Origin of the sequence: Falsiroseomonas selenitidurans (assembly GCF_012103215.1) — a bacterium.
GTDB lineage: Bacteria > Pseudomonadota > Alphaproteobacteria > Acetobacterales > Acetobacteraceae > Falsiroseomonas > Falsiroseomonas selenitidurans.
This window is the reverse complement of record NZ_JAAVNE010000018.1, coordinates 22593-42284: the sequence shown is the minus strand read 5'-3', so window position 1 is coordinate 42284 and position 19692 is coordinate 22593. Positions and strand designations below refer to the sequence as shown.

Annotated in this window: 18 protein-coding genes; 10 read left to right on the top strand and 8 right to left on the bottom strand. The window is 72.8% G+C overall.

The genetic code is table 11. The features are described 5' to 3' along the window. The first annotated feature begins 31 nt into the window (after window positions 1–31). The 3 genes from HEQ75_RS12760 to HEQ75_RS12750 are packed head-to-tail and all read left to right on the top strand — an operon-like array spanning window position 32 to window position 2849. Window positions 32–1327, top strand: a complete 1296-nt coding sequence (locus HEQ75_RS12760) for a 3-isopropylmalate dehydratase large subunit (RefSeq protein WP_168031041.1) — start codon at window positions 32–34, stop codon at window positions 1325–1327. Then, the gene (locus HEQ75_RS12755) at window positions 1324–1869 is read left to right on the top strand and encodes a 3-isopropylmalate dehydratase small subunit (protein WP_168031039.1); all 546 of its coding nucleotides are present in this window, start codon (window positions 1324–1326) and stop codon (window positions 1867–1869) included. The genes HEQ75_RS12760 and HEQ75_RS12755 overlap by 4 nt, the downstream gene beginning before the upstream one ends. Beyond that, window positions 1866–2849, top strand: coding sequence for a Bug family tripartite tricarboxylate transporter substrate binding protein (locus HEQ75_RS12750; protein ID WP_168031037.1), 984 nt, complete (start codon window positions 1866–1868; stop codon window positions 2847–2849). Before HEQ75_RS12755 ends, HEQ75_RS12750 begins: the two co-directional genes overlap by 4 nt. A 4-nt stretch (window positions 2850–2853) precedes the next feature. Here HEQ75_RS12750 and HEQ75_RS12745 read toward each other — a convergent pair whose 3' ends face one another. From HEQ75_RS12745 to HEQ75_RS12725, 5 genes are all read right to left on the bottom strand, one after another. Then, window positions 2854–3555: an ATP-binding cassette domain-containing protein gene (locus HEQ75_RS12745; RefSeq protein WP_168031035.1), complete on the bottom strand. Its 702-nt coding sequence runs from the start codon at window positions 3553–3555 to the stop codon at window positions 2854–2856. Beyond that, the gene (gene devC / locus HEQ75_RS12740; protein WP_328733797.1) at window positions 3555–4763 is read right to left on the bottom strand and encodes an ABC transporter permease DevC; all 1209 of its coding nucleotides are present in this window, start codon (window positions 4761–4763) and stop codon (window positions 3555–3557) included. The genes HEQ75_RS12745 and devC overlap by 1 nt, the downstream gene beginning before the upstream one ends. Then, window positions 4760–5800 carry an HlyD family efflux transporter periplasmic adaptor subunit gene (locus tag HEQ75_RS12735; RefSeq protein ID WP_168031033.1) on the bottom strand — a complete coding sequence of 347 codons (1041 nt, stop codon included), beginning with the start codon at window positions 5798–5800 and terminating at the stop codon, window positions 4760–4762. Before HEQ75_RS12735 ends, devC begins: the two co-directional genes overlap by 4 nt. Further along, a complete protein-coding gene (locus tag HEQ75_RS12730) occupies window positions 5797–6357 on the bottom strand; it encodes a TetR/AcrR family transcriptional regulator (RefSeq protein ID WP_168031031.1) in 561 nt (186 codons plus the stop codon). Before HEQ75_RS12730 ends, HEQ75_RS12735 begins: the two co-directional genes overlap by 4 nt. 131 nt (window positions 6358–6488) lie before the next feature. After that, a complete protein-coding gene (locus HEQ75_RS12725; protein ID WP_168031030.1) occupies window positions 6489–8225 on the bottom strand; it encodes a cation:proton antiporter in 1737 nt (578 codons plus the stop codon). A 114-nt stretch (window positions 8226–8339) separates the two neighbouring features. On the opposite strand from HEQ75_RS12725, the gene HEQ75_RS12720 reads away from it, so the two are divergent. Further along, complete coding sequence (locus HEQ75_RS12720) at window positions 8340–9143, top strand: alpha/beta hydrolase (protein WP_168031029.1); 804 nt, start codon at window positions 8340–8342, stop codon at window positions 9141–9143. After that, a complete protein-coding gene (locus tag HEQ75_RS12715) occupies window positions 9140–9862 on the top strand; it encodes an SDR family oxidoreductase (protein WP_168031028.1) in 723 nt (240 codons plus the stop codon). Before HEQ75_RS12720 ends, HEQ75_RS12715 begins: the two co-directional genes overlap by 4 nt. 23 nt (window positions 9863–9885) lie before the next feature. Here HEQ75_RS12715 and HEQ75_RS12710 read toward each other — a convergent pair whose 3' ends face one another. From HEQ75_RS12710 to HEQ75_RS12700, 3 genes are all read right to left on the bottom strand, one after another. Continuing rightward, a complete protein-coding gene (locus tag HEQ75_RS12710) occupies window positions 9886–11913 on the bottom strand; it encodes a TRAP transporter permease (RefSeq protein ID WP_235961556.1) in 2028 nt (675 codons plus the stop codon). 140 nt (window positions 11914–12053) lie between these two features. Beyond that, window positions 12054–13073, bottom strand: coding sequence for a TAXI family TRAP transporter solute-binding subunit (locus HEQ75_RS12705; RefSeq protein ID WP_168031026.1), 1020 nt, complete (start codon window positions 13071–13073; stop codon window positions 12054–12056). A 100-nt stretch (window positions 13074–13173) separates the two neighbouring features. Beyond that, window positions 13174–14016 carry an FCD domain-containing protein gene (locus HEQ75_RS12700; protein WP_168031025.1) on the bottom strand — a complete coding sequence of 281 codons (843 nt, stop codon included), beginning with the start codon at window positions 14014–14016 and terminating at the stop codon, window positions 13174–13176. A 94-nt stretch (window positions 14017–14110) separates the two neighbouring features. Here HEQ75_RS12700 and HEQ75_RS12695 point away from each other — a divergent pair, with 94 nt between their 5' ends. From HEQ75_RS12695 to HEQ75_RS12675, 5 genes are all read left to right on the top strand, one after another. Then, window positions 14111–15319, top strand: coding sequence for a CaiB/BaiF CoA transferase family protein (locus HEQ75_RS12695; RefSeq protein WP_168031024.1), 1209 nt, complete (start codon window positions 14111–14113; stop codon window positions 15317–15319). Between the two features lie 61 nt (window positions 15320–15380). After that, window positions 15381–16187, top strand: a complete 807-nt coding sequence (locus tag HEQ75_RS12690; protein ID WP_209318519.1) for an enoyl-CoA hydratase — start codon at window positions 15381–15383, stop codon at window positions 16185–16187. 108 nt (window positions 16188–16295) lie between these two features. Further along, complete coding sequence (locus HEQ75_RS12685) at window positions 16296–17273, top strand: Bug family tripartite tricarboxylate transporter substrate binding protein (RefSeq protein ID WP_168031022.1); 978 nt, start codon at window positions 16296–16298, stop codon at window positions 17271–17273. A gap of 2 nt (window positions 17274–17275) precedes the next feature. Beyond that, the gene (locus tag HEQ75_RS12680; RefSeq protein WP_168031020.1) at window positions 17276–18550 is read left to right on the top strand and encodes an MmgE/PrpD family protein; all 1275 of its coding nucleotides are present in this window, start codon (window positions 17276–17278) and stop codon (window positions 18548–18550) included. Further along, window positions 18540–19688: an FAD-dependent oxidoreductase gene (locus HEQ75_RS12675; RefSeq protein ID WP_168031018.1), complete on the top strand. Its 1149-nt coding sequence runs from the start codon at window positions 18540–18542 to the stop codon at window positions 19686–19688. The genes HEQ75_RS12680 and HEQ75_RS12675 overlap by 11 nt, the downstream gene beginning before the upstream one ends. The last annotated feature ends 4 nt before the right edge of the window (window positions 19689–19692 follow it).

Genomic DNA, 19692 nt, shown 5'->3' with positions numbered 1-19692 from the left:
GGGACACCGGGCGGCGGCCCGGGCCGCGTCGATGAGCCTGGCGCACGGCGGAGCGCAGACCATCGCCCAGAAGATCATCGCCGCGCATTGCGGGCGCGATGCGGTGGAGGCCGGCGACTACGTCACCGTCAGCCCCGACTATGTTGCCTGCCAGGAGCTGTTCTGGCCCGGCCACAAGCGCAACCTGGAGCGCATCGGGGTGGACCGCATCCCCCGCCCGGACAAGGCGGTGATGGTGATCGACCATTCCACCGCCGCCGCCATGGGCTCGCACCACCACGAAACCCACCGCACGCTGCGCGACTGGTGCGACCGCCAGGGCATCGAGAACTTCTTCGGCCCCGGCAACGGGCTGCGCCACCTGGTGCTGACGGAACGCGGCTTCGCCCGGCCCGGCACGCTGATCTTCTCCGACGAGGGCAACATCGCCTCCATCGGCGCGCTGGGCGCGCTGAACCTGCCGATCTCGACGGAGGTGATCGTCGCCATCATCCAGGACGAGAACTGGATCGCCGTGCCGCCCTCCGCCCGCCTCACGCTGACCGGCCGGCTCGGCTTCGGCGTCACCGCGCGGGACGTCATCCAGACCATCCTGCGGGACTGCACGGCCGATGGGCGCCTGCTGCAGTGCTGCGTGGAATTCGACGGGCCGGGCCTGGCCACGCTCAGCCTCGATGACCGCCAGGCGATCCTGGCCTCGCTGTTCCACGCCGGCGCCTACACCGGGATCATGGAGCCGGACGCGCTGGCGCTGGAATACGTGCGGGCGCGCGATGGCGGCCGGCCCTGGCAGGTGGTGCGGGCGGATCCGGGGGCGCCCTACATGACACGCCTGACCTACGACCTTGCCGCCATCCAGCCCATGGTGACGCTGCCGCCGGACGCGCATGGCGCGGTGCCGGTGGCGCAGGCGGCCGGCCAGCGCATCGACCAGGCGACCATCGGCTCCTGCGCCAATGGCCGGCTGGACGACCTGCGGGAGGCGGCGCGGCTGCTGCGCGGCCGCCAGGTGGCGCCGCATGTCACGCTCTATGTCACGCCCGGCAGCCGTGGCGTCTATGTGGAGGCGGCGCGGGAGGGGCTGCTGGCGGTGCTGGCGGAAGCCGGCGCCACCATCCTCGCCCCCGGCTGTACCACCTGCTGGGGCTACCAGGGCGTGCTGAACGAGAACGAGGTGCTGATCTCCACCCAGCAGTTCAACTACCAGGGCCGCAACGGCGCGCGCTCCTCCCGCGTCTTCCTCGCCGGCCCGGCGGTGGTCGCGGCCTCGGCGGTGGCGGGCCGCATCGTCGATCCGCGGCCGATGCTGGCGGGGGAAGTGGCATGACCACCGCCTGCCGCGGCCGTGTCTGGAAATTCGGCGACGACGTGCATGGCGATGACGGCATCATCGAATTCGCCATCATCCGTGACAGCTTCGGGAAGGAATTCGACGAGGCGGCGCTGCGCGCCATGTGCTTCCGCCGGCTGCGGCCGGAATTCCCGGACCAGGTGCGGCAGGGCGACATCGTCGTCGGCGGCCGCAACTTCGCGCACCACAACCATGTGGAGGTCAGCGTTGCCATGCGCGCCTCCGGCATCGCCGTGGTGGTCGTGGAAAGCTGCGATGCGGGCTTCCTGCGCCGGGCACTGAACCATGGCCTGCCGGTGATGACCTGCCCGGGCATCCACGTCGCGGTCGCGGATGGCGAGGTGCTGCAGGCCGATCCGGCCACCGGGACGGTGACGCTGCCGGATGGCCGAAGGTTGCAATCCCGCCCCTTTTCGGCCCGCATGGTGCAGATCTGGCAGGCTGGCGGCTCGATCCCGCTGCTGGAGCGTGAATTCGCGGCGCGCCGCGCCGCAACCAGGGAGGAAGACACCCCATGACAACCCGCCGCAACACGCTTCTCGCCGCCGCCGGGCTTGCCGGCCTGGCGGCCGGCCCGGCCCGGGCGCAGGCCTTTCCCGAACGGCCGGTGCGGCTGGTCGTCGGCTATCCGCCGGGCGGCAACGTGGACTTCACCGCGCGCCTGCTGCAGCCGGCGATGAGCCAGGCGCTGGGCCAGCCCGTGGTGGTGGAGAACCGGGCCGGCGCCGGCGGCATCGTCGGCACGGATGCGGTCGCCAAGGCCCGGCCGGATGGCTACACCATGCTGATCACCGGCACGGCGCCGGTCTCCATCTTCCCGGTGGCGATGGAACGCCTGCCCTATGACCCGCTGCGCGACTTCGCGCCGATCGGCATGGCCTACCGGGTGCCGATCGTGCTGTTGGTGGCGAAGGACATCACCTCGCGCACGCTGGCGGAGTTCGTGACGCGGGCGAAGGCGACGCCGGGCGGCTTCTCCGCCGGGACCGCCGGCACCGGCTCCGGCGCGCATCTGGCAATCGAGTTGTTCAACGCCGGCACCGGCGCCGGCCTGGTGCATGTGCCGTATCGGGGGACCGGCCCGGCGCTGAACGACCTGATCGCGGGCAACATCCCGGTGATGTTCGACCAGCTGTCCTCCGCCCTGCAGCTGCACGCCGATGGCCGCGCGCGCATCATCGGCATCGCCTCCGCCGAGCGCTCGCCGCTGCTGCCGCAGGTGGAGACGCTGCGCGAGGCGGGCATGGTGGAAGCCGAGCTCAGCACCACGCTCGGCCTGCTGGCACCGGCCGGCACGCCGGCGGCGGTGGTGGAGAAGCTGCGCGCCGCCCTGGCCGCCGCGCTGGCCGATGCCACGGTGGCGCAGCGCCTGGGCAGCCTGGGCGCGGTGATTCCGCCGGCCGCCAACATCACGCCGGCCTATTACGGCCAGGTGATCCGCGACGAGCTGGACATCTATCGCCGCGCCGTGCGGCTGGGCAACGTCAAGCTGGAATAGCGGCTCATCGCGCCGCGTTCCGCTCCGCGCTGGCGCCGACGATCCGCCCATCCTCCATCGCCACCACCCGGTCGGCGATGTCGAGGATGCGTGGGTCGTGGGTGACCAGCAGGATCGGCACGCCGCGCGACTTGGCCAGGTCGCGCAGCAGCATCACCACCTCATGCCCGCTCGCCTTGTCGAGCGCCGCGGTGGGCTCATCCGCCAGCACCAGCCCGGGCTCGGCCGCCAGCGCGCGGGCGACGGAGACGCGCTGGCGCTGGCCGCCGGAAAGCTGGGCGGGCAGCTTGTCCAGGTGCTCCGACAGCCCGACCTGGCCCAGCAGCGCCGCCGCGCGGTCCAGGCGCTGGCGCTCGGCCAGCGCCGCATCTTGCTCCAGCGCCATCGCCACATTCTGCCGCGCGGTCAGGAAGCCCAGCAGGTTGTGGCTCTGGAAGATGAAGCCGATATTGCGGCGCAGGCGCACGCGCGTGGCCTCGTTCGCGCCGTTCAGCTCCTGCCCCAGCACGCGGGCGCTGCCCTCCTGCATCGCGCGCAGCGCGCCGATCAGCGTCAGCAGCGTGGTCTTGCCACTGCCGGAAGGGCCGGTCAGCAGCACGATCTCCCCCGGCGCCACCGTCAGATCCACGTCCCGCAGCACCGCCTTGCGCAGCTCGCCCTCCCCGTAGGCGAAGGTGATTCCGCGCAGTTCGACCGGCGAGTCCATCAGAACATGTCCGCCGGATTGGCGTCCCGCAGCTTGCGCATCGCCAGCAGCCCGGCGACGGCGCACATGGTGAAGATCATCGCGAAGACGGAGCTGGCGCGCGCCACATCCATGGACAGCGGCAGGTAGGTGGCGCTGCCCACCACGTCATACAGCAGGGCGGAGACCAGCATGCCCGGCACGAAGCCCGTCACCGCCAGGATCAGCGCCGCACCCAGCACCACCTGGGACAGATAGAGGTTGGAATAGCCCAGCGCCTTCAGCGTCGCGTATTCCTTCAGGTGGCCGGCGATGTCGCTGAACAGGATCTGGTAGACGATCACCATGCCGACGACCAATCCCATCAGGCTGCCGAAGGAGAAGATGAAGCCGATCGGCGTCGCCTCCTCCCAGTAGCCACGCTCATGCGCATGCAGCTGCGCCTGGGTCAGGACCATCGCATCCGGCGGCAGCAAATCGCGCAAGCGGCGCTGCACGTCCAGCACATCGGCGCCGGGGCGCAGGCGGATCGCGACCAGGTCGATGGCGGAAACCTGCCTTTCCTTCACCACGCGACGGAAATTCACGTCCGACAGCACGATGTTGCCATCCGCGCCGAAGGAGGGCCCGATCTCGATCAGGCCGACCACCTCCATGTCCCGGTTGCCGACCTGCACCTCGAAGGGTCCGCGTTCCTCCAGCAGCCGCGCGACCGCGCCGAATTCGGGGCGGGACCGCCTGTCGAAGGCGATGGTATCGGCGCGCTTCAGCCGGTCCAGGATCGGCGCCAGGCCGGGGAAGTCCAGCACCCCCGCATCGGCCTCCACGCCGATCAGCTGGATGGAGCGGCGCGTGCCATCCTCCGGATTCCGCCAGGTGGCCTGGGCCAGGTAGATCGGCACGGCACGCTCCACCTCCGGCAGCGCCAGCACCTGCCAGGCGCGCGCGCGGGGCATGGGTTCGGGGCGGAAGCTCGCGGTGGTCAGCGGGTGCATCAGGAACAGGTCGCCGCGCATCGCGCCGATCACCGCGGTCGCGCTGTCGAACAGCGCGGCGCGGAAGCCGAGCTGCATGAAGACCAGCACGCAGGCGAACATGACGCCGGCGATGGCCGAGGCCAGCCGCGCCTTCTCCGACCATAATTGCCGCCAGGCCAGGCGCAGCGCGAGCAGCCCGGCCGCCACCGGCCCTGGCGCTCGGCGCGCGGCAAGGGTGACGCTCGCGCTCACGGCCGGATCGCCACCTGCACCTGCATGTTGGACCGCCGCGCCAGCGCCGCGGCGCCCTCCGCGCCGAGGGTCAACCGCACCTCGACCGTCCGCGCATCGACGGCGGCGACGGGGTCGGTGCCGGCCTGGGTGACGCGGCGCACCTGCCAGCCGATCTCGCGCAGCGTCGCCGGGAAGCGGCGCGGCTCCCCGGGCACGATGATCTCGGCCGGCGCGCCCGGGCGCAGCCGCGGCAGGTCGGTCTCGAACACCTCCGCCACCACGTCCATGGCGGTCAGGTCGGCCATTTCCAGCACGCCCTCGCTGCCCACGGCTTCGCCGGCGCGGGCGATCACGCGCAGCACGGTGCCGTCGATCGGCGCGCGCAGGCGGGCCAGGGCCGCTTCCGCACGGGCGCGGGCGACCGCGGCCTCGGCGGCGGCGTATTCCGCCTCGGCCAGTGCCAGATCCTCGGCGCGGGGGCTCAGCAGCGTGTCCAGCGCCGCCTCCGCCTCCGCGCGTTCGGCGCGGGCCTGGTTGGCGGCGTAGCGATTGCGCTCGGCGGTGGCCTCCGCCCCGGCGCCGCTGCGCTGCAACCGCTCCGCCCGCTCCGCCTCCCGCCGCGCGCTGGCCTCGGCAATGCGCAGGGCCTCGACCCGGGCGCGCTGGGCGGCGATTTCGCTGGGGCGGCCGGCGGCACGGGTGCGGGCCAGCCGGGCGCGGGATTGCGCCAGCTGTGCCTCGGCCTGGGCCAGGGCGGCGTCCTTCAGCCCGGCATCCTGGAATTCCGCCACCACCTGGCCGGCGCGCACGACATCGCCTTCCACCACCAGCAGCCGGGCGATCCGCGTGCCTTCCGCCGCATTGGCGGGTGCCAGGCGGCGGATCCGCGACGCCGGCTCCACCCGGCCCAGCGCGCCGACGCCGGCGGGCGCCGCGGGGCTGGCGGCGGCCGGGGCGGCCGGCGGCGCATCCGCCCGGCCGAACGCCCACCAGCCACCGCCGGCCAGGGCCAGCAGCAGCAGCGCGGCGCCGGCGAGCTTCGCCCGGCGCGTCATCGGCCGGTCTCCAGCAGGCGTTCAAGCGCCGCGCGCAGATCGGCGAGTTCCGCCGGCGTCAGGGTGTAGAGGCCGAAGACATGCACCATGAACAATCCATCCGTCGCGCACATGATGGCCTGGCCCACCCCAGGCGGCAGCCCATCCGCCGCGATCGCCGCGCGCATCCGGGCAAAGACGGCGCGCACCGGGTCGAGCAGCGCCGGGTCGTGGTGGAAAGCCGCCAGGAACACGGCGGCGGCGCGGTCCTGCAGCACGCAGGCGGCGACCGGCTCCTTCAGGGCCGAGGCCAGCAGGGCACGGGCGGCACGACCGCGGCCTTCCGGCTGGGCCGCCAGGGTGGCCGCGAAATCCGCCTCCATCACCTCCGCCAGCCGGCCGAGCATGGCCGCCAGCAGCGCCTCCTTCGAGGCGTAGTGATACAGCAGCCCGCCCTTCGAGATGCCGGCATCACGCGCCGCGGATTCCAGCGTCAGGGCCGGCACGCCGCGCGCCTGCACGATCGCCTCGGCGGCGTCGAGGATGCGGGTGCGGGAATCGGCATGCGCGTCGACCATGCCGTGTAACTATACCGTCCGGACGGTTTTTCAACCGCCGCGAAACGAAGCCAGCCTGGGCCCTTGTGAAGGCCTCGCGTCCGGGCGTTCATGCCGGGCTGTGGCTCTTCAAGGCCCTGATGGGCTAGCCTTCAGTTCCCGCCCTCCGGCTTGCGGCGGCGCAGCACGTCGACCGTGGCCTGGGCGGTGCTGGCCGCCAGGCCCAGCCGCTGCATCGCATAATCGGCCATGCCGAGGGCGATCTCACGCTCCCCCATCATCACCAGCCCGACCTCCGCCTCCGCCTCCAGCCAGGTGGCCTCGGTCTCGGAATGGCTGCGGACCACGGTCTGGATGGCGGGGTTGGCCTGGCGCGCCAGGCGCAGCACCTCCCGCGCCTCCAGCGCCCCGGGCAGGGCCAGGATCAGGATCCGGGCGCGCTCCGGCGCGGCGGCGGCGAAGACCTCGGGCCGCGTCGCATCGCCCCAGATGGTGGGCACCCCCTCGGCCTGCAGGCGCTCCGCGCTGGCGCGGTCCTCGTCCATCACGATCAGCGGCAGGTGATGGCGACGCAGCGCGCCGATGATGGTGGCCCCCACCCGCCCGGCGCCGACGATGATGGCGTGGTCCTTCAGCACCGGCCAGGGCGGCGGCGGCGGGGTGGGGCGGGCGCGGGCGGCGCGCGCCGCGCTGCGCGCGGCCATGCGGCGTTCCAGCGCCGGCGCCAGCGCCTCCGCCGCCTTCAGCAGCAGGGGGGTGGCGATGATGCTGCCGATCGCCGCCATCAGCACTGGGCCGCGCACCGTCTCCGGCAGCAGCGCCTGGCGGATGCCCATTTCCGTCACCAGGAAGGAGAACTCGCCGATCTGCGACAGGCCGGCGGCGACGATCAGGGCGATGCGCGGGCCGACGCCGAGCAGGAGCAGCAGCGCCAGGGCGCTGCCGCCGATGCCGAGGATGACGGAGAGCGTGGCGAGGAAGGCCGCCAGCGGCTGCCCGCCGACCGCGCCGAGATCCAGCAGCAGGCCCACCGAGACGAAGAAGATGGCGGAGAAGATGCGGGTCAGCGGCGTGGCTTCCGCCGCCGCCTGGTGGCCGACATCGCTTTCCCCCAGCAGCACGCCGGCAAAGAAGGCCCCCAGCGCGAAGGAAACGCCGAACAGCGAGGAGGCCAGCACCGCCACGCCCAGCGCCGCGGCCAGCACCGCCAGGGTGAACAATTCCCGCGACCCGCCGCGCGCCACCCGCGTCAGCACCAGCGGCAGCAAGCGGCGGCCGGCCACCGCCATCAGCAGCACGAAGGCGGCCAGCGACAGCGCGGCGCGGCCGAGTTCCCACAGCATCGCCCCGCCATCCCCGCCGCCGCTGGCCAGCGCCGGCACCAGCACCAGGGCGAAGACCACCACCAGGTCCTGCATCACCAGCCAGCCCAGCGCGATGCGCCCGGCCGTGCCGCCCAGCTTGCCGCGCTCCTCCAGCGATTTGGTGGCCACCGCGGTGGAGGAGATCGCCAGCACCAGCCCGAAGGCGAGCGAAGGCCCGGTCTCCAGCGCCAGGAAGCCCTGCCCCACCAGCGCCCCGAGCCCGAGCGCGATGGCGATCTGCGCCAGCGCCCCCGGCACCGCCACGCGCCAGACCGCCAGCAGGTCCGCGGCGCGGAAATGCAGGCCGATGCTGAACAGCAGCAGCGCCACGCCGATATCGGCCATGGCGGTGACCATGCCGCGTTCCGCCAGCGCGCCGGGCAGGTAGGGGCCGATGGCGACGCCCGCGGCGATGTAGCCGATCAGCGCCGGCAGGCGCAGCATCCGCGCGCCGCTCCCCATCAGGAAGGCGAGCAGGATGCAGGCGACCAGCGTCGCCAGCATGGGGTCGGGACCGTGGGGCATCGTGCCAGGATAGCGGCTGCAACCGCCACGGCCAGGGCAGCCGGCGCCGCCGGCGCGCAAAACGCCGCGCTGCCCGGTTGTCGGCGGCGGCGCGGCTTGCCACCATGACGCCGGATGCGAACCCCCGATCCCCACGAACTGCGCTTCGCGCGCGGCACCATGCTGGCCTGGGACCCGCCGGCACCCCGCCCCGGCGCCCCGGCGCTGCTGCTGCTGCATGGCGCGGCCTGCGGCGCCTGGGTCTGGAGCGAGGGCTTCGCCAGCCGGCTCGCTGCCGCCGGCCACGCCGTCTTCGCGCCGGAGTTCAACCGCGGCACGGCGGACCGGCCGGCCGGCCTGGCGGATTTCCTGGCCGATGCCCGCGCTGCGCTGGCGGCGCTGCAGCGGCCCGTGGTGCTGGTGGGGCATTCGCTGGGCGGGCTGGTGGCGCAGCGCCTGCTGGATGCGCCGCACGCCGCCGGCCTGGCCTTGCTGGCGCCGGCGCCGCCGGAGGGCCTGGCCTGGGCCAATTGGCGCCTTGCCATGGCGGACCCGCCGCTGTGGCGCGCGGTGGCGCGGATGACGGAGACCGACGGGCCGGCGGATGGCGCGCTGCGCCGCGCCCTGTTCGGGCCGGGCCTGCCGGAGGCGGTGGCGCTGCACCACCTGGCCCGGCTGCGGCCGGAAAGCCGCACCGCCCTGCTGGAAGCCCAGGCCCCTCAGCCGGTGGCGCCGGCCTGGGGGCTCGGCCGGCCGGCCGTGGTGTTCGGTGGCCGGCGCGACCCGCTGGTGCCGCCCGATGCCGTGGTGCGCACCGCCGCCTGGCACGCCGCGCCCTTCGCCCTGCTGGACGGCATGGGCCATGCCATGATGCTGGATCTGGGCTGGGAAGGCCTGGCGGACCGGCTGACCTATTGGCTCGAGGAGAGCTTCCGGTGAAGGAAACGGTGCTGGTCACGGGCGGTTCGGGCGGCATCGGCCGCGCCATCGCGCAGCGGGCGGCGGAAGCCGGCTGGCGGGTGGTGAACCTCGATCTGCGGCCGCCGGAACAGCCCCTGCCGGCGGAGGATTTCCACGCCTGCGACTTCGCCGACCTCGGCGCCACGCGGGCGGTGCTGGCGGCGGTGGCGGAGCGGCACGCGCCGACCCGGCTGGTGAACAATGTGGGCGTGGTGAGGCCGGCGCCGCTGGAGGCGACCTCGGTCGAAGACCTGGCGACCGTGATGGATGTCAACCTGCGCAGCGCCGTGCTGGCGGCGCAGGCGCTGCTGCCGGCGATGCGCGCGGCGGGCTTCGGGCGCATCGTCAACATCGCCTCCCGCGCCGCGCTGGGGAAGGAACTGCGGACGGCCTATGGCGCCAGCAAGGCCGGGCTGATCGGCCTGGCCCGGACCTGGGCGCTGGAGCTGGCGGCGGATGGCATCACGGTGAACGCCATCGGCCCGGGGCCGATCGCCACGGCGCTGTTCCGCAACGCCAATCCGGACAACAGCCCGCGGACCCGCGCCATCATCGAGGGCGTGCCGGTGAAGCGGCTCGGCACGCCGGAGGATGTGGCGAATGGCGTGCAGTTCTTCCTGGACGCGCGCAGCGGCTTCGTCACCGGCCAGGTCCTGTATGTCTGCGGCGGGCTGACGGTGGGGCTGGCGCCGGTCTGAACCGGCGCCCGGCGGCGCCGTCGTCAGGCCGGCGCCGCCTCACGCCGGCTGCGCAGCCAGTTCAGCCCCAGGATCGGCAGCGCGATCGCCGCACCGACCGCGGTGAGCGGGCCGGAAGGGGAAATGGTCAGCAGCGCCGCCACCACCAGGCCGATCTGCGAGGCCACGCCCATATGGGTGAAGGCATAGCCGGTCAGGCCGAGGCCCAGCGCCAGCACGCCCAGGGCGCAGGTGACGGTGACGAACAGGAAGGCGCCGAGCGAGAAATCCGGCACCATGATCAGCATCACCGGCGCATAGGCGAAGACGAAGGGCACCGTCGCCTTGGCCGCACCCAGCCGGAAGGCGGTGAGCCCGGTGCGGAAGGGATTGGAGCCGGCGATGCCGGCGGCGGCGAAGGCGGCGACGCAGACCGGTGGCGTCAGGTCCGCCAGGATCCCGTAGTAGAGAATGAACAGATGTGCCGCCAGCGGCGGCACGCCCAGCTGCACCACCGCCGGCGCAGCGATCGCCGCCAGCACGATATACAGCGCCGTGGTCGGGATGCCGGCGCCCATGACGATGCAGATCAGCGCCACGAAGACCAGCGTCATGAACAGGGTCAGCCCGGCCAGGCTGCCGAAGCTGGCCGGCAGGATGTCGAAGATCGGCGCGAACCACTGCGCCGTGCTGGCCGCCGCCTGGGTGACGATGAAGCCGACGCGGAAGCCGGCGCCGGTCAGCGTCACCACGCCCACCACCATGCCGACCGCCGCCGCCGCAGCGCCGACCGCCAGAGCGTAGCGCGCGCCCATGTCCAGCGCCTCCCACAAATCGCGCAGCGTCAGGCGGTTGCGCGGGTTCAGGAAGCCGACGATGACGCAGAGCGTGATGCCGACGAAGGCGGCAAGGTAGGGCGTGTAGCCATCGACGATGACCCAGACGAGGGCCACCAGCGGAATCACGGTGGGCCAGCCATCGCGGATGGTGGGCCACAGCTTCGGCAACTCCTCCTCGTTCATCCCGCGCAGGCCGAGGCGCTTGGCCTCGAAATGCACCTGCACGAAGACGCCCCAGAAATGCATCGCCGCCGGCACCGCCGCCGCGATCAGCAGCGTGGTCAGCGGGATTTCCAGGAACTCGATCATCACGAAGGCGGCGGCCCCCATGATCGGCGGGGTGATCTGCCCGCCGGCGCTGGCCGCGGCTTCCACCGCGCCGGCGAAATGCGGCTTGTAGCCGATCCGCTTCATCGCCGGGATGGTCAGCGACCCGGTGGTGACGGTGTTGGCGATGGAGGAGCCGCTGATCGAGCCGAACATGGCGGAGGACAGCACGGCGACCTTGGCCGGCCCGCCCGGGTAGCGCCCGGCGATGACGCTGGCCAGGTCGATGAAGAACTGGCCGAGCCCCATGCGGGTGGCGATCACGCCGAACAGCACGAAATGGAAGACGAAGGTGGCCACCACCTTGGCCGGGATGCCGAAGATGCCTTCCTGCGTCAGGTAGACATGGTTGACGAAGCCCGCCCAGTCGGAGCCGGGATGCGCCAGGACGCCGGAGAGATGGTTGCCGAACAGCGCATAGGCGATGAAGACGCAGACGATGGCCGGCAGGATCCAGCCCATGGCGCGCCGCGTCGCCTCCAGCACCAGCACCACCATGATGCTGCCCATCACCACGTCGGTCTCGCTGGGGTTGCCGATGCGGAAGGTCAGGTCGTCGAAGATCAGCGGCAGGTAGAGGGTGGCCGCCGTGACCGCGCCGGCCAGCAGCCAGTCCAGCACCGGGATGCCGCCGAGGCGCGGGCCGACCGAGAGCAGCCCGCCGGGGAACAGCAGAAAGATCAGGCTGAGCACGGCGGCCAGGTGGATGGCCTTGTGCCAATGCTCCGTCAGGATGCCGAAGCCCGCCGTGTAGTAGTGGAAGACCGACAGCGCGACGAGCAGCACGGAGACGAGCTGCGCGGTGAAGCCGCGCAGGTCGCGGAAGCGCAGCTCGGAATCGGCCTCCTTCTCCAGCCGCGCCGCGGCCTCCAGGTCAAGCTTGGTCGGCGCGGGGGTTCCGCTCATCGTCATGGATCTCTGTGGTACGGGGGGCTTGGCTCCCTCCCCGGGGGGAGGGCAGCGGGCGGTCGTGTCGGGGCCGGACGGGCAGGCCCGGCCCCCTCAGCCAATCCTCTCCCCCCGCCGGGGGGAGAGGGGAAGCGGGATCAGAGGATGCCGGCTTCGCGGTAGTAGCGCTCGGCGCCCGGGTGGAAGGGCACCACGCCGCGGCCGGTCAGGGCGCCTTCCTTGACGATTTCCTTGCCCTTGGCGTGGCCACGGTCCAGCAGGCCGCGGGTGGTCTGCGACCACAGCGACTTGGTGATGGCGTAGACCGTCGCCTCCGGCACGCTGTCGCGCACCGCCAGCAGGGCGCCGACCGTCAGGGTCGGCACATCGGCCTCCAGCCCCTCATAGGCCGTGCGGGGGATGTTGCCGGTGCCATAGAAGGGCGCGCGCTCGATCACCTTCTGCGCCTCGGCGCCCTGGATCGGCAGGATGCGGCAGCCGGTGCGGCTGCAGAATTCGGTGAAGGCGGCGGCGGGGTAGCCGACCACGGTGAAGGTCGCGTCCAGGCCGCGATCCTGCATCCGCTCGGTGCCCTGCGCCTGGTTCAGGTATTCGGCGTTGTATTCCCGGCCGGCGCGCAGGCCGTTGGCTTCCAGGATCATCTCCGCGCCGATGCGCGCGCCGCTGGCCTGCAGGCCGATGGCGATGCGCTTGCCGGCCAGGTCCGAGAAGCCGCGGATGGCGCTGTCGCGGCGCACCACGGCGTGGATGTGCTCGGGGAAGAGGTGGGCGACGAAGCGCAGGCGTTCCAGCTTCGGCCGGCCCTCGAACAGGCCGGTGCCGGTGTAGGACCAGTGGAACACGTCGGACTGGGTGAAGCCCGCTTCCGCATTGCCGGACTGGATCAGGTTCACGTTCTGCACGCTGCCCTGGGTGGCCACCGCCACGGCGACCATGCCGGGCACGCCATCGGTGGCGCCGGCGGTGTTGCAGGGCGCGCCCGGCGGGCAGGAGATGGCGTTCGCGATGATGCCGCCGATCGGATAGTAGGTGCCGCCGGCGGAGCCGGTGCCGATGCGGAAAAACTGCGGTGCCTGCGCGGCCGCCAGGCCGGGCGCCAATGCCGTGCCGGCCGCGGCCAGGCCAAGCCCGCGCCGCGTGATGCTGAGGTGAGTCATTCTTCCATCCCCGTTGCTGACGTCCTAAGGGCGGAACCCTACCGCAGGAACGTCGCGGATGAAAATCATCCCCGGCGGATCGCGCCGCAACGGTTTCCTTTCAGTTGGTTGCGGAACGCGCAGCCCGGCGCGGCCGCCCGCCAGGCGCGGCGGGCGCCTTTGCGGGCGGCGGGCCGGGGTCGCGGGCCGCCGAGTCGGGCGCATGCGTCGGGCCGGCATGGGTGGCGCTGGCATCGGTGGATTGGAAGCGGCGCTTGCCACCGGCGATATGCGCCTCCCCCGCCGCGCGCGCCGCGGCGGCATCCCCGGCGGCGATGGCGGCCACGATGCCGGCATGCTCGGCGTTGCTCTCCCGCATGTTCTCCGGCTCCACCAGCGCGCGGCGGCGGAACAGGTGCAATTCGTTGCCCAGATCCTCGTACAGCCGGCGGGTGCGCGGGCCGCCGCCGCGGGCCAGCAGGGCGGCGTGGAAGTCGAGGTTCAGCCCGTAATAGGCCGGCGCGTCATCCGCCCGCCGCGCCTGGTCCATCCGCGCCACCAGCGCCTCCAGCGCCGCCCGGTCCGCCGCGCTGGCAGTGCCGGCCAGGCGGGCGCAGGCCAGGCCGGTCAGCGCCGCGCGCAGGTCGTAGATCTCCAGCGCCTCCGCCGTGCTGACGCTGCGGACATAGGAGCCCTGGTTGCGCACCGAGACCACGAGGCCGGAGCGTTCCAGGCCCCGCACCGCCTCCCGCACCGGGCCGCGGGAGACGCCCAGCCGCACGGCCAGCTGCTGTTCGTTCAGCCTTTCGCCTGCCGCCAGGGTGCCGGCGAGGATCATCGCCTCGATCTCCTGCGCCACCAGGGAAGCGAGCGAGCGTGTGCGCACGATTTCCAGCGCCGTGGGCTCCACCAGCCTTGGCTCCGGCATGGTGGGCGCGACCACCGGCGGGTTTTCATCCTCCATGGTCGGGAAGTTGCCGAGGGCAAGTGCAGTCTGTCAACAGTTTGCCCGCGCGCCGACCGGTGCTAGGAACCACGCTCGCGAAGGAGGTTCCCCGATGTCCCAGACCGATGCGCCGGCCGCGCCGCAGGCGTCCACCGCGCTGTCCCGCTTCACCGTGCTGGACCTGACGCGGGTGCGCTCCGGCCCCACCTGCGTCCGCCAGCTGGCCGATTGGGGCGCCAACGTCATCAAGATCGAGATGCCGGAGGGCCTGGACCAGGGCGACCCGATGGGCGGCCCGCGCCAGGGCTCGGACTTCCAGAACCTGCACCGCAACAAGCGCGGCATGACGCTGAACCTGAAGGACAAGGACGGCGTCGCCCTGCTGAAGAAGCTGGTCGAGAAGGCCGATGTTGTGGTGGAGAATTTCCGCCCGGACGTGAAGACGCGGCTCGGCATCGACTATGAGGCGCTGTCGGCGGTGAACCCGCGGCTGGTCTATGCCAGCATTTCCGGCTTCGGCCAGGACGGCCCCTATGCAGGCCGCCCGGGCTTCGACCAGATCGCCCAGGGCATGGGCGGGCTGATGTCCATCACCGGCCTGCCGGGCCAGGGCCCGGTGCGCGTCGGCATCCCGATCGCCGACCTCTGCGCCGGGTTGTTCGCCGCCCAGGGCATCTTCATCGCGCTGCTGGAGCGCGAGGTCTCGGGCAAGGGGCAGTGGGTGCAGACCAGCCTGCTGCAGGCGCAGATCTTCATGCTGGACTTCCAGGCCAGCCGCTGGCTGATGGAAGGCCAGGTGCCGAAGCAGGCGGGCAACAACCACCCGACCAGCATCCCGACCGGCGTGTTCAAGACCAGCGACGGCTACATGAACATCGCCGCCTCCGGCCAGCGCATCTGGGAACGCTGCGCGGACGGCCTCGGCCACCCGGAATGGAAGGCTGACCCGCGCTTCAGCAGCGGCGCGCTCCGCAGCGAGAACCGGGACGCGCTGAACGCGATGATCGAGGCGGTCACCCAGACCAACACCACCGCCCATTGGGTGAAGGCGCTGAACGACCAGGGCGTGCCCTGCGGCCCGATCTACAAGGTGGACGAGGTCTTCGCCGATGAGCAGGTGCAGCATCTGGGCATCGCCCAGGCGCTGAACGGCGGCGACCGCAACGTCGCCTATGTCGGCCAGCCCATCGGCCTGTCGCGCACGCCGTCGCACATCGTGACGCATCCGCCGGCGATCGGCGAGCACACGGACCAGGTGCTGGCCGAGCTCGGCCTGGACGCCGCGACCATCGCCGACCTGCACGCGCGCCAGGTGATCTGAGGTTTTCTCCCTCTCCCCGCCGGCGGGGGAGAGGGCTTTCAAGGCGGAGAGGGTGGGTGCGATGGACGGCATGATCGTGACGGGTTCGGAGAAGATGCTGGCGCGGAAGGCGGACGGCATCGGCTGGGTGACCTTCAACAACCCCGAACGGCACAACGCCGTCTCCATGGAGATGTGGGAGGCGCTGGAGCGGATCATGGCCGACTTCACCGCGGACCCGGAGGTCCGCGTGGTTGTTCTCACCGGAGCAGGAGGTCGCGCCTTCGTCTCCGGTGCCGACATCTCGAAGTTCGAATCCGAGCGCAGCGGGGAAGCCGCCGTCGCCGCCTACCAGGCGCAGACGGCGCGGGCCTATGATTCGGTCTCGGACTGCCCGAAGCCCACCATCGCCATGATCCAGGGCCATTGCATCGGTGGCGGCACCGCGCTGGCGGTGTGCTGCGACATGCGCATCTGCGGCGAGACGGCCAGCTTCGGCGTGCCGGCGGCCAAGCTCGGCCTGGGCTACCCGCTGCACGGGCTGCGCAAGCTGGTGGACCTGGTCGGCCCCTCCTTCGCCAAGGAGATCTTCTTCACCGCGAAGAAGTGGTCCTCCGAGGATGCGCGGGTCATGGGCCTGGTGAACCGGGTGGTGCCGAACGACCAGCTGGAAGCCTTCGTGACGGATTACGCGAAGACCATCGCCGGCAACGCGCCGCTGACGGTGGGCAGCGCCAAGTTCATCATCGGCCAGGCGCTGAAGAACCGCGGCGAGGCGGACGAGGCGACCTGCGACGCCATGGTCAAGGCCTGCTTCGCCAGCGAGGATTATGTGGAAGGCCGCCGCGCCTTCATGGAAAAGCGCCCGCCGCAGTTCAAGGGCCGCTGAGCCGGCAAGGGGGGGCGCCGCGGATTTGGCTCCCGCCCCCGATTGGCGCATGCTGGGCGGCGCCGGGCGCGCCGAGCCGCGGATGCGCCGAGAGCCGGAGACACGACGATGATGCACGCCACGCGACGCCTGATCCTTGGGGGTGCGCTGGCCGCGCCCTTCGCCGCAAGGGGCCAGGATGCGTGGCGCCCGACCCGGCCGATCCGCCTCGTGGTCCCCTTCTCCCCCGGCGGGCTGACGGACATCCTGGCGCGCGCAGTGGCGGAGCAGGTTGCGCCGCGGCTCGGCCAGCCGGTGGTGGTGGAGAACCGCGCCGGCGCCGGCGGCAACCTGGCGGCGGAGAACGTCGCCCGCGCCACGCCGGACGGGCACAGCCTGCTGGTGGCGACCCAGGGCATCATCGCCATCAACAAGGCGCTGTTCTCCCGCCTCGCCTATGATCCGGACGCGGATTTCGTCGCCATCGCGATGATGGCGCAGCAGCCGAACCTGCTGGTGGTCTCGCCCAAGGCGATGCCGGATGTCACCACGCTGGCGCAGTTCATCGCCCGCGCCAAGGCGCAGCCCGGCCTGCCCTATGGCTCCAACGGCGCCGGGTCCTTCACGCACCTGTCCATGGAATTGCTGCGCAGCGTGGCGGGGCTGGAGCTGACGCATGTGCCCTACCGCGGCAGCGCCCCGCTGCTGACGGACATGATCGCCGGCACCATCCCCGTGGCCTTCGACGGGCTTGCCACCTCCTCCCCCCAGGTCGGCCCCGGCGGGGCGCTGCGGGCCATCGCCGTCACCTCCGCCACCCGCTTCCGCGCCATGCCGGCGGTGCCGGCGGTGGCGGAGACGGTGCCGGGCTTCGATGCCAGCCCCTGGTACGGCATCTTCGCGCCCTCGAAGCTGGACGAACCGGTGCTGGCGGCGCTGGAAGCCGCCTTCCGCGCCACGCTGGAAAGCCCGCAATGGGCAGCCCTGCTGGAGCAGCGCAAGGCCGACGCCATGCCGCAGGGCCGCGCCGCCCTGGCACCGCTGATGGCGCGGGAACGCCTTGTGTGGCGCGAGGCGGTGGCGCGGTCCGGCGCCCGCGCGGACTGATCTTGCAGGACATCATCGACTGGGCCTTCGCCGGGCCATCGACGGCGGGCCCTGCGGGCGAAGCCGCCGCCGGCAAGGCGCGGCGGCTGCTGCTGGACAGCCTGGGCTGCGCCCTGGCCGGGCTGGCGCATCCGCGCGTCGCCGCCTTCGCCGCGGCGATGGCAGCGCCCTTCCCCGGCAAGCTGCACCTGGCCGGCGCCATGCTGGCCCCGGGCGCGGCAGCCGCCGTGCTGGCGGCGGCCACCTGCTGGGACGAGGCGAATGAGGGGCTGGCCCGCGCGCATGGCCGGCCGGCGCTGCCGGTGGCGCCGCTGGCCCTGGTGGCGCGCGCGCAGGGCGCCGACCCCGCCCTGGCCCTGGCCGCCTTCGCCCTGGGGTATGAGGTCGCGGCCCGCGCCGGGGAGGCCTGGCGCATCCGGCCGGGCATGCATGTCGATGGCTCCTGGCACAGCCTGGGCGCCGCCGCGGCGGCGGCGCGGCTGGCCGGGCTGGATATGGCCGGGGTGGGGCGCGCGGTGCGCCTGGCCGCCTGCCAGATCCCCTTCGCGCTGTATGCGCCGATCGCGGCCGGGATGGATGGCCGCAACAGCTATGCCAGCCACGCCGCGCTGCTCGGCCAGATGGCCGCCGCCGCCGCCGCCGCCGGCATGGACGCCCCGAGGGAGGGATTCGCCGAGGCCCGCCGCATCGCCCTGGGCCATGAGAGCCCTGCCGTGACGGCGCCCGCCGGCACCTTTCTGCTGCTGGAGTCCTACCAGAAGCCACATGCCGGCGTCCGCCACGCGCATTATGCGGCCGAAGCGGCACTGGCGCTGCGGCCGAAGGTGCAAGGCGTGCCATCCCGCATCACCATCGCCACCTATGCGGAGGCGCTGCGCTATGCCGGCAACCGGGCGCCGCGCGCGGCCATCGCCGCGCAGTTCAGCCTGAGCTGGGCGGTGGCGGCGGCCCTCGCCCAGGGCGGGCTCGGCCCCGCCGCCTATACCGAGGCGGCGCTGGCGGACCCGCGGATCAGGGCGCTGGAAGCGGCGGTGGTGCTGGAGGAGGATGCGGCGCTGACCGCCGCCGGGGCGCGCGGCGCCACGGTGCGCATCGGCGCGGCGGAAGCCCGCGTCACCAGCGTCACCGGCGATGCCGACCGGCCGATGTCGGAGGATGAGACGGTGGCGAAGTTCCGTGCCTATGCCGGCCCCGTCCTGGGGCCGGACGGCACACGGCGCGCCATCGCCGCCCTGCTGCACGATGCCCCGGCGGAAGGCCTGTTCGATGTACGGTGAGACCGAGATCGCGATCGTCGGCGCCGGCCCGGTGGGGCTGGCCCTGGCCCTGGCGCTGAGCCGCAGCGGCATCGCCGTGCGGGTGCTGGAGAAGCGGCCGGGCCTGTCCGCCGCCTCCCGCGCTTCCACCTTCCACCCGCCGACGCTCGATGCGCTGCACGGCCTGGGCGTGCTGGCGCCGCTGCTGCCCGGCGGGGTGCGGGTGGACCGCATCCTGTGGCGACAGGTGGAGGACGGCGCCAGCGCCAGCCTCGACCTTGGCATCCTGGCCGGTGAGACGGGCTTTCCCTTCCGCTGGCACCGTGAACAGCAGGACCTGACACCGGCGCTGCTGGCCGCCCTGCCCGAGGGCTGCGTGCGGTTTGCCGCCGGCGTCATCGCCCTGGCGCAGGATGCCGAAGGCGTGACGCTGCGCGCGGCGGATGGCAGCACGCTGCGCGCCCGCTACGCGGTGGGCTGCGACGGCGCCTCCGGCGCGCTGCGCGGCCTGGCCGGCATCGGGGTGGAGACCAGCGACTACGCCCACCGGGTGCTGCGGCTGCTGACGCCGCTGGACCTGCGGACGGTGGTGCCGGGGCTGGACGGGCTGGGCTACCTGGCCGATGCCGAGGGCACCTGTTCCCTGCTGCGCATGCCGGCGGTCTGGCGGCTGATCTTCCGCATCCCGCCGGCGATGTCGGACGAGGCCGCGATGGCGGAGGACCACGCCCGCGCCCGCATCGCCCGCTTCCTGCCCGAGGCGCGCGACCTCGAGATCGCCGGGCGGGATGTCTATGGCGTGCAGCGCGCCATGGCCACCGCCTGCCGCGCCGGGCGGGTGCTGCTGGCGGGCGATGCCGCGCACCTGACCAACACCCGCGGCGGCATGAACATGAATGCCGGCATCCACGATGCCATGACGCTGGCCGCGACGCTGGAACGCGTGCTGGATGGCGGCGAGGACCGGCTGCTGGACCATTGGGCGGAAGCCCGGCTGCGCGTGGTGCGGGAGGCGCTGCTGCCGCGCACCGACAGCCGCGTGGCCGCCGCGCCGGGGGCGGAGGTGGCCCGCATGGCGGGGCTTTCCCCGGCCCAGGCGCTGGATTGGGCGCGGGAGGCCTCGATGCTCGACATCGCCACGGCGGGCACCCCGGCATGAGCGC